The sequence below is a fragment of the Chitinophaga solisilvae genome, assembly GCF_009928525.1.
In the GTDB taxonomy this organism is placed as follows: Bacteria; Bacteroidota; Bacteroidia; order Chitinophagales; family Chitinophagaceae; genus Chitinophaga; species Chitinophaga solisilvae.
Genome location: NZ_JAABOK010000024.1, coordinates 15,355 through 28,849 on the forward strand (window position 1 = coordinate 15,355; position 13,495 = coordinate 28,849).

Below are 13,495 nucleotides of genomic sequence, written 5' to 3' on the forward strand. Positions count from 1 at the left end.
TACCTACATTCATCACATTAATAAATTAATTATTCAACCGGATAAAGCCGCCATCAATCGGATAATCGCATCCGGTGATGAAGCCGGCTTCGTCGGAGCAGAGGTAGAGTGCGAGGTTGCCCACTTCCACCGGTTTTGCCATGCGGCCGATAGGCTGTGTTTTACTCAGCTTATCAAACATTTCCGCTTCCTTACCGGGATAGTTTTTAGCGATAAATCCATCCACAAACGGCGTATGCACCCTGGCCGGAGATACGCAGTTACAGCGGATGTTGCTGCCCAGGTAATCTTTAGCCACAGACAGCGTCATGGTGAGTACCGCCCCTTTACTCATAGAGTAGGCCAGCCTGTCAGGGATGCCTACACTGGAAGCGATAGACGCTATATTGAGGATCACGCCGCCACCCTGCGCCTTCATCTGTTTCACCACGGCATACATGCAGTTATACGTACCTTTTACATTCACCTGGTATACGCGGTCGAAGTCCTGTTCAGTAGTATTTTCCAGATTACCTACGTGGGCAATGCCCGCGCAGTTGACAAGAATATCCAGTTTGCCGGCTGTTTTCACAATACCTTCCATCACGCTGATCACTGCGGCCTGATCTGCCACGTTGCAGGCATGTACCTGCGCCTGTCCGCCTGCAGCCCTGATTTCTTCCGCCGTGCTTTTGCCTCCTTCTTCATTCAGCTCTATAATATGTACCTGCGCACCCTGAGCGCCAAAGGTTTTAGCGATTGCCTGTCCTATGCCGCTACCGCCTCCGGTGATAACTGCCACTTTGTGATCTAATCTGAACAGCTCCATAATAAAAAATTTAAGGGTTCTAAAATACCTATTTTAGCAAGGGCATTGCAATTGTATTTTCACTGTATTTCATACTTTCTTGCCTAATTTTCGCAAAATTCAATAATTTTCGGAGGAATTGAATGCATCTCATCAAATTTTCGAGTCATGAAACACCTGCTGCTGACCATCCTGGCAGGCGCTCTTTTCAGCGCTGCCCCTGCCCAACAGATAACGCCCAACAAATACGGGCTGCGCGTACTTACCACCTGGCAGCAATATGATACCCTGGTCAGCAAAGACAGCAGCCAGCAGCTGGTAGACCTGGAGACATTTATTCCGGGCATCAGGAAAGATGTGCGCTATGCTACCACCAACAATTTCACCAGGCAACAACTGTATACCGGCACCGCCATCTACCTGCGCAAACCCGCCGCTGTAAAGCTGAAAGCCATACAGGCAGCACTGGCGAAGAAAGGCTACGGCTTGCTGATATATGATGCTTACCGCCCCTATCACGTTACGGAGGCTATGTTTAAGATAATCCCCAATGATAAATATGCCGCCGATCCCCGGAAAGGATCCGGGCATAACCGCGGCGTAGCCGTAGACCTCAGCATGGTATCCCTGAAAACAGGAAAGCCCGTGGCCATGCCTACGGACTTCGACGACTTCACTATAAAAGCGCATGAAAACTATTACCCTTCCGACCCCACCATCACGGCTAACCGCAAACTACTGCGCGACACCATGAAACAATACGGCTTTAAAGGCTCCAGCACGGAATGGTGGCATTTTTATCTGCCAGATTATACGCGGTTCCCGCTGATGGACATTGTTTTGAATTAATTACGAATTGCGAATTACGAATGAGGAGCGGAGATTAACGGGGAGTTATTATTTGAGATTTGGTTATTTGAGATTTTGCAGCTTATCCTGGTTTTCTTTTGTACCGGTAAGTACAAGGGAAAACCAGGATAAGCTGCAAAATCTCAAATAACCAAATCTCAAATAAGTAAATGCATTTATCGTACAACAACGGTATCTATCTTAATATTATTGCTGCCCCATCTGAAGTAGTAGGTACCAGGGACGGGCTTTTTAATACTGTAGGTGGTGTTCATTACTATAATACCGGCCAGACAGCTTGTATTAGGTAAGGCGGGCAGTTTTTCCAGGTCCACAAGGCTGATTTTCGCAGAGTCTCTTACAAAAAACTTACCTAGCCTGGCGCAACCGCTTGATACGTAACTGATTTTAAAACGCAGGCTATCCGGGCTTCCGGTAGTAACTGCACTTACTTCCGCTACAGGAAAAATACCTTCTATTACCGGATCAACCGGTATCGGTCTTGTAGTGGCATCGTCTTTCTTACAACCCATAAAACCGGCAACCACGGCCAGTATAAGCATATTTTTACAGAAGAACATGGAATATCATTTGTCGTTAAACGACAAATGAAATCAAAAGGTTACAGATTGCCTGATATAATTACGAATTACGAATTACGAATTGCGAATGAGGAACCCATACTTATCAGGCAGGAATTTGGAATTAATTATGAATTAAGAATTATGAATTATGAGTTAAAGCGAAGAGCAGAGCGAATGATTTTTTACCTATCCGCTCTGCTCTTCGCTTTAACTCATAATTCATAATTCTTAATTCATAATTAATTCCAAATTCCTGCCTGATAAGTATGGGTTCCTCATTCGCAATTCGTAATTCGTAATTCGTAATTAAAAAAAAGAGGGACTACGGATGGCACTAAACATCCATAATCCCCTACTAAAGCTGCTTTATTGAGATTTAGTATATTTTGTTCAGCGCATCTACGTAGGCGTGAACGGAGGCGTTCACGATGTCGGTAGAATAGCCGAAGCCGTAGAATGACTGGCCTTTGTGTTTTACGCGCATGTTTACTTTGCTGATGTCTTCGCTGCCGCCGTGCATGGCCTGGATGCTGAATTCGTCCAGGTCGATATCATCCTGGATGATGGCGTGGATAGCGTTGATGGTAGCGTTTACGGGACCGTTTCCTGCGGCGCTGGCTTCTTTTTCTTCACCGTTGATTTTCAGTTTTACGGTAGCCATAGGGCGCAGCGGGTCGCCGCATACAACCTGCAGGAGCGTTACTTTGATAGCTTTGTTATCATCGTAGTGGTTGGCATCGCCGTCGCCCATGAGTTGTTGCAGATCGGCGTCGCTGATTTCCTTTTTGTTGTCTGCCATTTCCAGGAAGCGCTGGTATACTTCATCCAGGTTGATTTTCTCCAGCTTGTAGCCGAGGCGCACCAGATGATGTTTCAGTGCGTGGCGGCCGCTGCGGGCGGTAAGGATGATAGCATTGGAGTTGAGGCCTACATCTTCCGGGTTCAGGATTTCGTAGTTCTCGCGGTGTTTCAGTACGCCGTCCTGGTGAATACCGGAGCTGTGTGCAAAAGCGTTGCGGCCCACGATAGCTTTATTGGGCTGTACCGGCATACGCATCATGGTTTCCACGAGGTTGCTGATTTCGTAGATACCTTTTGAATTGATGTTGGTATGATAGCCGAGTGTGTGGTGTGTTTTCAGGATCATGGCCACTTCTTCGAGAGAGGTATTGCCGGCGCGTTCGCCGATACCGTTGATGGTGCACTCCACCTGTCTGGCGCCGTTCACTACACCTGCGATGGTGTTGGCAGTAGCCAGTCCGAGGTCATTATGGCAATGTACGGAGATGATGGCCTTATCGATGTTGGTGACGTGGTCAACGAGGTATTTTATTTTAGCGCCGTACTGGTCTGGCAGGCAGTAGCCGTTGGTGTCGGGGATGTTGACGGTGGTGGCGCCTGCAGCGATCACCGCTTCGATCATCTGAGCCAGGAAGGCGTTGTCTGCACGGCCTGCATCTTCAGCGAAGAATTCCACGTCGTCGGTGAATTTGCGGGCATATTTTACAGCTGCAACGGCGCGCTGAAGGATATCTTCGCGGGTGCTGTTGAATTTGTATTTGATATGCATATCGGAGGAGCCGATACCGGTGTGGATGCGTTTGCGTTTGGCGAAGCGCAGGGCTTCTGCTGCTGCGTCAATATCGGTGGTGTTGGCACGGGTCAGGGCGCAGATAACCGGTTCGGTTACCGCCTTGGAAATTTCCACCACGCTCTGGAAGTCGCCGGGGCTGGAGATGGGGAAGCCTGCTTCGATGATATCCACACCGAGGGCTTCCAGTTTTTTAGCAATCTGAATTTTTTCTACAGTAGTCAGCTGACAGCCAGGAACCTGTTCGCCGTCGCGCAGCGTAGTATCGAAGACGTATACACGATTTTTATCCATGATAGCGTAATGTTTTAGTGGATGATTAATTCAGGTTTTCCAGTACTTTAGCTCCCATCGCATCTGTACCCATTATGAAGTCGTTAACAGTGTGTTTGTTAGCGATGTCCATCGTTCTGTAGCCTTGTCTGAGGGTAGCTTCTACGGCTTTGATCACGCGTTGTGATTCTGTTTTCAGGCCGAAGGAGATATCCAGCAGGAGGGCAGCAGAGAGGATAGATGCCAGCGGGTTGGCAATTCCTTTACCTGCAATGTCGTGTGCGGAACCGTGGATGGGTTCATAGAATCCTACCTTGTCGCCGACGGAGGCAGATGCCAGCATACCCATGGAACCTGCTATCTGGGAGGCTTCATCGGTGAGGATGTCGCCGAAGAGGTTACCGGTGAGTACCACGTCGAAACGTTTAGGATCTTTTATCAGCTGCATGGCAGCATTGTCTATGAACATATGTTCGGTGGCTACATCCGGATATTCCTTTGCTATTTCCTGCACTACTTCTCTCCAGAGGCGGCTGGCTTCGAGTACGTTGGCTTTATCTACGGAGCAGAGGCGTTTGTTGCGGGTACGCGCGGCTTCATAGGCTTTGCGGGCAATACGCTCTACTTCATAGCGGTGATATATCATCAGGTCTGACGCAGTGTTGCGGTCTTCTGTCCTTTTCTTCTCCCCGAAATACACATCGCCTGTTAGCTCCCGGAAGAAGAGGATATCTGCTCCGCGTAATATTTCCGGCTTGATACTGGAGGCTTCCAGTAATTCATCAAACAATTTGATCGGGCGGAGATTGGCATACAGGCCCAGTTCCTTTCTGATTTTCAGCAAACCTTGTTCTGGTCTTACTTTCAGCGTAGGGTCGTTATCATATTTGGCATGTCCGATAGCGCCAAACAGGATAGCGTCACTGTTCTTGGCTTTTTCCAGCGTTTCATCGGGAAGCGGATTGCCCGTAGCTTCGATGGCTACGTGCCCCATGATTCCTTCTTCAAACGTGAAGTTGTGGTGATAGTTTGCAGCGATGGCCGACAGTACTTTTTGTCCCCATGCTGTTACTTCCTGTCCTATGCCGTCGCCGGGTATTACCAGGATTTTCTTCTCAACGCCCATAAATTACTTTTAGCTTTTAGTATATAGCTTGTTTGGTGTAGCTTAAAAATTAAATTCCCTTGTTGTTTCGTATTGTCCTATTTCCTGGCGCAGGCTCAGCAGGTAGTCGATATCATCGTATCCGTTGAGCAGGCAGGTTTTTTTATACGGGTTGATATCAAAGCTTTCCTTTTCGCCGGTAGCTTTGATGCTGATGAACTGGTTTTCCAGGTCTACTTCGATTTGTGTCTGCGGATCGGCTTCGATAGCGCGGAAAATGCTGTCGAGAAAATCTTCGCTCACCTGTACGGGCAGGATGAAGTTATTGAGCGCATTGTTTTTGAAGATGTCGGCGAAGAAGCTGCTCACCACTACTTTAAAGCCGTAGTCGGCGATGGCCCAGGCGGCATGTTCACGGGAGGAACCGCAACCGAAATTTTTACCGGCCACCAGCACTTTTCCGCTGTACATGGAATTATTCAGTACGAAGTCGGCTTTAGGCTGATTGTTGGCATCGAAGCGCCAGTCACGGAACAGATTTTCCCCAAAACCATCTCTGGTAGTAGCTTTCAGGAAGCGTGCCGGGATGATCTGATCGGTGTCAATATTTTCGATGGGTACGGGTACCGCGGTAGAAATCAGGTGTTGAAATATTTTACTCATGATGATGTTGCTGTTTAAATTTTTATGGCAGATACCCGCAGGCGAACGTAATCAGCATACAGGCTGCCATCGCGGGTGAGGGCGGGGGCCAGTTCCTGCTGCACCTGCTGCAGGATGCTGATTTTATCTTTTTCCGGAACGGCGGCAAAGAAATGATGTCCGAACATCTCCAGCCAGTCGATGATACCGGTTGCGGCGTCTGCCAGTTGTGTAGGGCGGTCAAAGAAATGGATACGGTCTATCCTGAATCCTGCCTTTTCGAGCAGGGTGGCGTATTCCGCGGGGGAAGGGAAATACCAGAACGGTATGTAGGTATGTCCGTGGGCAGCCATCACTTTTTCAAGTGTTGTGAGGATGCTTTGTACATTACCCTTTCCTCCCATTTCAATCACCAGTCTGCCACCTTTATTCAGGTGGGCATGCATGCGTTCAATGGCTTTTTCTTTTTCGCGGACCCAGTGGAGGGTGGCGTTGGAGAAGATGGCATCGAAGGTTTCCGGTAACGAAAAGCTGGTAGCATCGGCTACTTTAAAGGTTACGTCCGGGAAATGCTGTTGTGCGCTGTGCACCATTTCCACGGAGGCGTCGATCCCTGTTACGCTGGCGCCTGCGGCGGCCAGCTGTGAGGTAAGTTCGCCGGTACCGCAGCCCAGGTCCAGGATGGACTCTCCGGCCTGTGGTTGCAGCCAGTCTTCCACCAGGCTGTTGCCATAGCCGAAGACGAAGGCGTGCTTATCTTTATATAATGCTGCGTTCCAGGACATGATGCGGTTGGTTTATAAACTACGTACGTCTGTTACTCTTCCTGTCAGCGCAGCAGCAGCGGCGGTAAGCGGGCTGGCGAGGAAAGTACGTGCATTGGGTCCCTGGCGGCCTTCAAAGTTGCGGTTGGAGGTAGAGATACAGTACATGCCGGCAGGAACTTTATCTTCGTTCATGCCCAGGCAGGCGGAGCATCCGGGTTCGCGCAGCTGGAAGCCGGCGTCAGCAAAGATCTTGTCGATACCTTCCTGTTTAGCCTGCGCTTCTACCTGTTTGGAACCTGGTACTATCCATACCACCACATCTTCCGCCTTCTGTTTTCCTTTCACAAAATCTGCCACCAGCCGCAGGTCTTCGATGCGGGAGTTGGTACAGCTGCCGATGAAAACATAATCTATCTTCTTGCCCAGCAGTGCGCTGCCCGGCTGCAGATCCATATATTCCAGGGATTTCTTGAAAGAAGGTCTTTCCTTCTCTTCTACTTCACCCAGTGCCGGGATATGCTGCGTAACGCCCATGCCCATACCGGGGTTGGTACCGTAGGTAATCTGCGGTTCTATATCGGCTGCGTCGAAAGACAGTATCGTATCAAACTGCGCATCGCTGTCGGAATACAGGGTTTTCCAGTACGCCAGGGCTTTGTCCCAGTCTGCGCCCTGTGGAGCGAACTCGCGGCCCTTGATATAGTTAAAGGTGGTTTCATCCGGGGCGATGAGGCCTCCGCGTGCGCCCATCTCAATACTCATATTGCAGATGGTCATACGCGCTTCCATGCTCAGGCTGCGGATCGCTTCGCCGGCATATTCCACGAAATAGCCGGTAGCGCCGGAAGCAGAGATTTTAGAGATGATATATAAGATGATATCTTTTGACAGCACACCGTTTTTCAGCTGGCCGTTCACTTCAATTTTCATGCGTTTGGGCTTGTATTGCAGGATGCACTGCGTAGCAAGCACCTGTTCTACTTCGGAAGTGCCGATACCAAAGGCCACTGCGCCAAAAGCGCCATGGGTGCTGGTATGGCTGTCGCCGCACACGATGGTCATGCCTGGCAGGGTGATGCCCAGCTCAGGTCCTATCACGTGTACGATGCCCTGGTACGGATGGCCGAGACCATACAGCTCAACGCCGAATTCGGCCGTATTTTTGGTCAGCATCTCTACCTGATGACGGCTGAGCGCCTCTTTAATAGGCAGGTGCTGATCCATTGTCGGCACGTTGTGATCTGCTGTGGCCCTGGTTTTCTGCGGACGAAACACCGGAATTCCGCGTTTGCGCAAACCATCGAATGCCTGCGGACTGGTTACTTCGTGAATAAAATGCGTGTTAATGTACACGGCATCCGGATATCCCGCCTTGCTCATCACAATATGACTATCCCAGATTTTATCAAATAACGTTTTTCCCATCCTTATTGCTTCCTTTTAAAATGTTTATACCTTCAAATCTAATGGTCTATCTTTGATTGCCATATCGCTAAATTTGCTTTAATTACAACTTTTAAAACACCTTGATACACATCAACTAACTGTATATCAATTATTTATAAGATTTTATTAACGATGCCCAACAGTCAAAGCGACGCCTTATTCATATTAATAAAAACTCTTACAAAAGCAGAAAAACGCAATTTTCAGCTGGCGTTCAACAAAAACAACACAAAGGACGATGTACTGTTCATCCAGCTTTTCAATACGCTGGACAAAATGAAAGAGTACGACGAGGAACAGATACTGAAGAAGGTACCCGATTTAAAGAAACAGCAGCTAAGCAATGTAAAGGCACACCTTTACAAACACCTGCTGTCCAGCCTCCGGCAGCTGTACAAACAGAAAGATCCGCTGATAGACCTGCGCGAACAGCTGGACCATGCCCGCGTACTCTATAACAAGGGGTTATATAACCAGAGCCTGAAAATCCTGGCCAAAGCCAAAACACTGGCGATGGAACAGGAAGAAGTAATGCTGGGGTATGAAATCATTGAATTTGAAAAACTGATTGAATCCAGACATATCACCCGCAGCCTGGAAAACCGCGCCGAAGCGCTCAGCGCAGAGTCGCGGCAGATAGAACTGCAGCTCACCAATATCAGCCGCCTCAGCACCCTGTCATTACGGATGTACGGGCTATACCTGAAATTAGGCCACGCCCGCAACGAACGGGACGCCGAGATGGTGAAGTCCTTCTTTGAAAGCCAGCTGCCACAGCGGGATTACTCCCTGATGAGCTTCTATGAGAAAATATACCTGTATCAGGCATCTTCCTGGTACTATTATATTTTGCAGGACTTCGTCATGTATTACCGTTACACACAAAAGTGGGTAGACCTGTTCAAACAATATCCGTCCCTGCAACGCACGGATATGGACCTGTATATCAAAGCCCAGCACAACCTGCTGACCGCCCACTTTTATACCTCCAATTCGGAAAAGTTCAAGAGCGCACTGTGCGACCTGGAGAGCTTCATCAAAGCGAATGAAGAACATTTCCATGAGAATACCCGCACCTCTGCCTTTGTATACCTGTACACCGCAAAAATCAACCGGTACTTCCTGGAAGGCACATTCAGCCAGGGCCTGGCGATGGTGCCGGAGCTGGAAACAGAGATCAGCAACCATACCCTCAAGATTGATCAGCACCGCGTACTGGTATTCTATTATAAAATAGCCTGCCTGTATTTTGGTAGCGGCGACAACAGCAAGGCCATCGTTTATCTGAACAAGATCATTAACCTGAAAATCGGTAACCTCCGCGCAGATATACAGTGCTTTGCCCGTATACTTCATCTCATTGCGCACTACGAGCTGGAGAATTACAGCCTGGTAGAATACCTGATCAAATCAGTATATCATTTTATTTCCAAACACAAAGACCTTGGGCTGGTCATGGAAGAAATCATGAAGTTCCTGCGCAGGTATATCTATGCGAACCCGAAAGAGCTGCGCAGCGCCTTCGTAGACCTGAAAGACAGGCTGGAACAGATCTCCGAAGATCCCTACGAACGCCGGTCCTTCCTTTACCTCGATATTATTTCCTGGCTGGAAAGCAAGATAGACAGCATTCCCGTACAGGAAGTGATACATAGAAAATTCATCAATAAAGAAAAAAGAATCTGATGTCCGAACAGAAAAAGTACCATTTTATTGCCATATCCGGCAGTTTAAGAAAAGGCTCCTACAACACGATGACCCTGAAAGCCCTGCAATCGCTGGCACCTTCTCACATTACCATAGAACAGGCCTCCATAGCGGATATCCCATTCTATAATGCAGACCTTCACACCGAGCAGCTCCCCGAACAGGTAGTGCCGCTGGTGAAAAAAATCAAAGAATCAGACGGTGTTATTTTCGTTTCTCCGGAGTACAACTACTCTATTCCCGGAGCGCTGAAAAACGCGATAGACGTGCTTTCCAGGCATCCGGACAAACCATTCAACGAAAAAGCCGTGGCTATTCTGGGCGCCAGCCAGGGACAAATAGGCACTGCACGTATGCAGTATCACCTGCGCCAGGTAATGGTTTTCCTGAATGCGTTTGTCATCAACAAACCGGAAATCATGATCGGACACGCACAACATAAATTTGATGAAAACGGCAACCTGACAGACGAGTTCATCTCGAAGCAGCTGCCACTGTTACTGGAGTCTCTGTGCAGACTGAGTGACAAAATGGGCGCATAACCCCACCACATAAATACAGCGGCTGACCCAAAAGCATTCTTTTACTTTTCGGTCAGCCGCTGTTATAGTATATAGTATATTATTCAATAGTACCATCGGCAATACCGGTATTAGCAGGCGCCAGACCGGGTTGCAGGTCAATGGAAGCATTGGCAGGAGCTGTGATCACTTTCAGATAGTTTCCAAAGTCATGTGGATTCTCAGCAACGCTGATATTAATACCCGCTTCTTTCAGTGCCTTGATCGCATAGGAAGTTCCGTTGAAACTATTGAGGGAATAGGTATAGTTACCATTGGAAGGCAATTGATTGGTCAGGTGGTTAATAACCTTGTTAACCGACAAGCCGGTTAAATTAACGCTCATCTTCACCGTATATCTTATGCCGGCATTGTCAAGTATCTGTCCCGGATAATCCGGATAACTGGCAACATTACCACTACCAGGATAAAAACCGAAGCACCTGTTAAAACCCACATCAGGCTTGGAAACACCAACGTAGGTTGCACCTCCGTAGACTCCGTTCTGCAGTACGTATACCGTCAGTTTAACCCCCTGGTTAAAAAGCAGCCCGCCTATCTGTGTATCAATATTATTGATCTGGCTACCATAGAGTTCAACCTGCCGGTAGTAAACGGGACAATTGGTCGTGCAGGCTACCGGCTGGTTGGGAGGAGTTGGTAACGGTGGCAGTACACTGTCCGCCCACTTGGCTGTTTTTATCATCGACTTATTAACCCTTACCTGGTCAGCATTCTGAGGACATTTGTAAGGCGCTGCAAAGTAATAGGGATCAAATACATCAGTGGGGTCAAGGCATGTACTTGTGAACATCGCCGTGGTGTTATTAAATGAGCTTTTCTCATTATTCATTTCTCCGGGATTGTCAAATCCTGTTTTACTGCAGGCATATAATACAATGCCTAAAAAACCGATAAGATAAACTGCTTTCTGTTTGAACTTGTAAGTGGAATTCTTCATACTATTGTATTTAAATGATGAAACTATTTTGTGGTCAGCCGCAGCATTCTTGCCCTAATAGAGTCAATTTCAGCGGAAGGCACTTTCACAGGGATATCCAGAATTTTTCCGGCAACAGTCACAGCTTTCTCCTTCCTGTTATTCCCGAGGTATAACAGGACCAGGAAATAGGGCGGGTTAAATTTTGAAGGGACCATATATGCTGCATCGAGGAAGGATTTTTCTGCTGGTTCAAATTGTCCGGCTGCCTGATATGCTTTGCCCAGATACATGGATAGGTCTGTATTTGTCATTAGTTCCCCGGCCTGCGTGAATATGCGGATACTGCTATCATACTCTCCCAGCTCATACAACTGCGCCCCGTAGTTATACAAAAAGGCACTCCGGTGTTTCAGGGAAGGATAGGTTTGCCGGTAAAGCTGCAGCCCCTTTTTCTTGTCAGCGGATGCAGTACTGACTGCCTTCAGCCAGGTATTACACGCAATATATTGTTGTGCCGTATAGAAAAAGAGCCCCAGGCAACTACCCAGTATAAGTACCGGGAATGCTTTTTTCAACGCGGCCGGAAATGCTTTAAACTGAATAATAACAGGCGCTTCGGCGGAAATAACCGTGACGCTGAACAGTAACAGGATTAAAAAGATGGTGATGTGAAAGGTGTAATAAAATAATGCTGTCAGCAGGATGGCTATCAGCATACTTCCTGCAAAGGAAAAAGAACGCTTCAGCAGATGAAATATACCGGCGAGTACCACCGCAAGTAAAGTAAAACCTGCCAGTCCGAAGTTGACCAGCAATTCAATATACTCGTTGAAAGCAGTAGAAACATTTCCTGCCAGCTGCCTGTACGGCTCATGAATAGCTGCGCTTTCCCTGAAATAACGCGCCTGCTCCAACAGGTAATTTTTCTCGAAACCGCCAATTCCCCAGCCCAGGAAAGGTTTGCTGACAAACAACTGCCATGCATTCTGCCAGATAAACAAACGCCCGGCAGCGGAATCATACTTCACCACAAACATCACGACCAGCACTGCTACAAAACCCGCTACTATCAGCCATTTTTTTACTGCTGACAGCTGCAACCGTTCACGTCCGGTCAGGCCGGCCAGGAAGATAAGTACAAGAACAGCTGTCCTGCTTTTCAGTATTATGGCAAATACGGCTGTTAAAAACAATGCTGTATAACAGGCCAACCTTAGTAACCTGGGTGTATTCACTGCTTGGCCGGCGATATACAGCAATACCGGTGAGCAGCAACTCAGAAACATGGCAAAAATACCCGTATTAAGAAAAGTACCGTTTACCCGCTGTACAGATGCCCCTCTGCCACCTACCAGATAACTCAGTTGCCAGCAACCGACAGCCAGCTCAATAAAAACAATCAGTACTATGACAAGTGGAAGAACGAATGGAGATTGCTGCTGCAGATGCCGCAATGGAAAATATAAAAAAAGGATGGAGAGAGTGGTTAATATCCCATCTCTGATATAAAATGCGGAATGAAGTAATGTAAGCGAAGCAGCAGACACACATAAAAAAAAGGCAGCTGTCACCAACAGATCAATCAGATTAAGTTTCAGGTTGATTACTACTACCTCCTGCAGAAAATACTCCGTAAAAAAAAGAATGGATGCAGCAAAAAAGAAATAGGTGCGTGGTATTGCATTCCAGCCACTGATAAATACATTTTCGGTACACGCCAGCAGTAAAATAATTGTTAATGCAATAATATAGTAAAGCGTACGGCCCGAAAAGCCAAAGGCGTCATTGGATACTGGGAGCTTCATTGCTACTGAGAATTAGGGATACCCGGAAATGCTATAAGTTATAGGATAAAAGTCAGAAAAAAAAACGCACATGATAACTACAGGCACATTCTTCCGGATATGGTATCTGCATATTAATACCCTTTTCCTTTTCGCATATACTCCGCCGATAGCCAATCATGGTGGCAGTAACGACATAGCGGATAATCCTGTAACTTTAACCGGTGGTTCCAATCATACCGGTATGAGACGTATGGAAGATGCCATTACAGCATACGTGAGGGTACAGATAATACCGTTTACGTGGAAGTGATAGCCAACTATTCAGATAACCTGTTACCGGATAATGTGACTATGTATGCCATTGATCAGGATGCAGACGTCATCGTGGATGAAACCATACCAAACGGAATATATCAAAATCATGTCGCCTGCGGCTGCCATTAAATATAAAATT

General features: G+C 47.5%; 13 protein-coding genes. 4 read left to right on the forward strand and 9 right to left on the reverse strand.

Annotated elements, in window-relative coordinates:
- Positions 1-25: 25 nt before the first annotated feature.
- Complete coding sequence (locus GWG06_RS28825) at positions 26-808, reverse strand: SDR family NAD(P)-dependent oxidoreductase (protein ID WP_202183150.1); 783 nt, start codon at positions 806-808, stop codon at positions 26-28.
- 147 nt (positions 809-955) lie between these two features.
- Between GWG06_RS28825 and GWG06_RS28830 the strand changes: the two genes are divergently transcribed.
- Entirely contained in the window at positions 956-1,636 is a 681-nt protein-coding gene (locus GWG06_RS28830; protein ID WP_160717959.1) for a M15 family metallopeptidase, read from the forward strand.
- A gap of 176 nt (positions 1,637-1,812) precedes the next feature.
- Here GWG06_RS28830 and GWG06_RS28835 read toward each other — a convergent pair whose 3' ends face one another.
- The 6 genes from GWG06_RS28835 to leuC all read right to left on the reverse strand — a co-directional run bounded on the left by GWG06_RS28835 (position 1,813) and on the right by leuC (position 8,023).
- Positions 1,813-2,199, reverse strand: a complete 387-nt coding sequence (locus GWG06_RS28835; RefSeq protein WP_160717961.1) for a hypothetical protein — start codon at positions 2,197-2,199, stop codon at positions 1,813-1,815.
- A 397-nt stretch (positions 2,200-2,596) separates the two neighbouring features.
- Positions 2,597-4,105 (reverse strand): 2-isopropylmalate synthase, encoded by a 1,509-nt coding sequence (locus GWG06_RS28840; RefSeq protein ID WP_160717963.1) that lies wholly within the window; start codon positions 4,103-4,105, stop codon positions 2,597-2,599.
- A gap of 25 nt (positions 4,106-4,130) precedes the next feature.
- Entirely contained in the window at positions 4,131-5,210 is a 1,080-nt protein-coding gene (gene leuB, locus GWG06_RS28845; protein ID WP_127037249.1) for a 3-isopropylmalate dehydrogenase, read from the reverse strand.
- Positions 5,211-5,252: 42 nt separating this feature from the next.
- The gene (gene leuD, locus GWG06_RS28850; protein ID WP_127037251.1) at positions 5,253-5,852 is read right to left on the reverse strand and encodes a 3-isopropylmalate dehydratase small subunit; all 600 of its coding nucleotides are present in this window, start codon (positions 5,850-5,852) and stop codon (positions 5,253-5,255) included.
- 14 nt (positions 5,853-5,866) lie between these two features.
- A complete protein-coding gene (locus tag GWG06_RS28855; protein WP_160717965.1) occupies positions 5,867-6,616 on the reverse strand; it encodes a class I SAM-dependent methyltransferase in 750 nt (249 codons plus the stop codon).
- Between the two features lie 12 nt (positions 6,617-6,628).
- Entirely contained in the window at positions 6,629-8,023 is a 1,395-nt protein-coding gene (leuC, locus tag GWG06_RS28860; protein WP_127037255.1) for a 3-isopropylmalate dehydratase large subunit, read from the reverse strand.
- A gap of 153 nt (positions 8,024-8,176) precedes the next feature.
- Here leuC and GWG06_RS28865 point away from each other — a divergent pair, with 153 nt between their 5' ends.
- Together GWG06_RS28865 and GWG06_RS28870 are read left to right on the forward strand one after the other, a co-directional pair.
- On the forward strand, positions 8,177-9,730 hold the full coding sequence (locus GWG06_RS28865; RefSeq protein WP_127037257.1) for a hypothetical protein: 1,554 nt from the start codon (positions 8,177-8,179) through the stop codon (positions 9,728-9,730).
- On the forward strand, positions 9,730-10,293 hold the full coding sequence (locus GWG06_RS28870; protein WP_160717967.1) for an NADPH-dependent FMN reductase: 564 nt from the start codon (positions 9,730-9,732) through the stop codon (positions 10,291-10,293). Before GWG06_RS28865 ends, GWG06_RS28870 begins: the two co-directional genes overlap by 1 nt.
- A 79-nt stretch (positions 10,294-10,372) precedes the next feature.
- Here the strand turns inward: GWG06_RS28870 and GWG06_RS28875 are convergent, their stop codons facing one another.
- Positions 10,373-11,272 (reverse strand): hypothetical protein, encoded by a 900-nt coding sequence (locus tag GWG06_RS28875; protein WP_160717969.1) that lies wholly within the window; start codon positions 11,270-11,272, stop codon positions 10,373-10,375.
- A gap of 23 nt (positions 11,273-11,295) precedes the next feature.
- Positions 11,296-13,059 carry an O-antigen ligase family protein gene (locus tag GWG06_RS28880; RefSeq protein ID WP_160717971.1) on the reverse strand — a complete coding sequence of 588 codons (1,764 nt, stop codon included), beginning with the start codon at positions 13,057-13,059 and terminating at the stop codon, positions 11,296-11,298.
- 70 nt (positions 13,060-13,129) lie between these two features.
- Here GWG06_RS28880 and GWG06_RS28885 point away from each other — a divergent pair, with 70 nt between their 5' ends.
- Positions 13,130-13,351, forward strand: coding sequence for a hypothetical protein (locus GWG06_RS28885; protein WP_160717973.1), 222 nt, complete (start codon positions 13,130-13,132; stop codon positions 13,349-13,351).
- Positions 13,352-13,495 lie beyond the last annotated feature (144 nt).

Bases quoted from the DNA above. Each gene is read 5' to 3' on its own strand.
- GWG06_RS28825 (WP_202183150.1), bottom strand. From the start codon at position 808: ATGGAGCTGTTCAGATTAGATCACAAAGTGGCAGTTATCACCGGAGGC.
- GWG06_RS28830 (WP_160717959.1), top strand. From the start codon at position 956: ATGAAACACCTGCTGCTGACCATCCTGGCAGGCGCTCTTTTCAGCGCT.
- GWG06_RS28835 (WP_160717961.1), bottom strand. From the start codon at position 2,199: ATGCTTATACTGGCCGTGGTTGCCGGTTTTATGGGTTGTAAGAAAGAC.
- GWG06_RS28840 (WP_160717963.1), bottom strand. From the start codon at position 4,105: ATGGATAAAAATCGTGTATACGTCTTCGATACTACGCTGCGCGACGGC.
- leuB (WP_127037249.1), bottom strand. From the start codon at position 5,210: ATGGGCGTTGAGAAGAAAATCCTGGTAATACCCGGCGACGGCATAGGA.
- leuD (WP_127037251.1), bottom strand. From the start codon at position 5,852: ATGAGTAAAATATTTCAACACCTGATTTCTACCGCGGTACCCGTACCC.
- GWG06_RS28855 (WP_160717965.1), bottom strand. From the start codon at position 6,616: ATGTCCTGGAACGCAGCATTATATAAAGATAAGCACGCCTTCGTCTTC.
- leuC (WP_127037255.1), bottom strand. From the start codon at position 8,023: ATGGGAAAAACGTTATTTGATAAAATCTGGGATAGTCATATTGTGATG.
- GWG06_RS28865 (WP_127037257.1), top strand. From the start codon at position 8,177: ATGCCCAACAGTCAAAGCGACGCCTTATTCATATTAATAAAAACTCTT.
- GWG06_RS28870 (WP_160717967.1), top strand. From the start codon at position 9,730: ATGTCCGAACAGAAAAAGTACCATTTTATTGCCATATCCGGCAGTTTA.
- GWG06_RS28875 (WP_160717969.1), bottom strand. From the start codon at position 11,272: ATGAAGAATTCCACTTACAAGTTCAAACAGAAAGCAGTTTATCTTATC.
- GWG06_RS28880 (WP_160717971.1), bottom strand. From the start codon at position 13,059: ATGAAGCTCCCAGTATCCAATGACGCCTTTGGCTTTTCGGGCCGTACG.
- GWG06_RS28885 (WP_160717973.1), top strand. From the start codon at position 13,130: ATGATAACTACAGGCACATTCTTCCGGATATGGTATCTGCATATTAAT.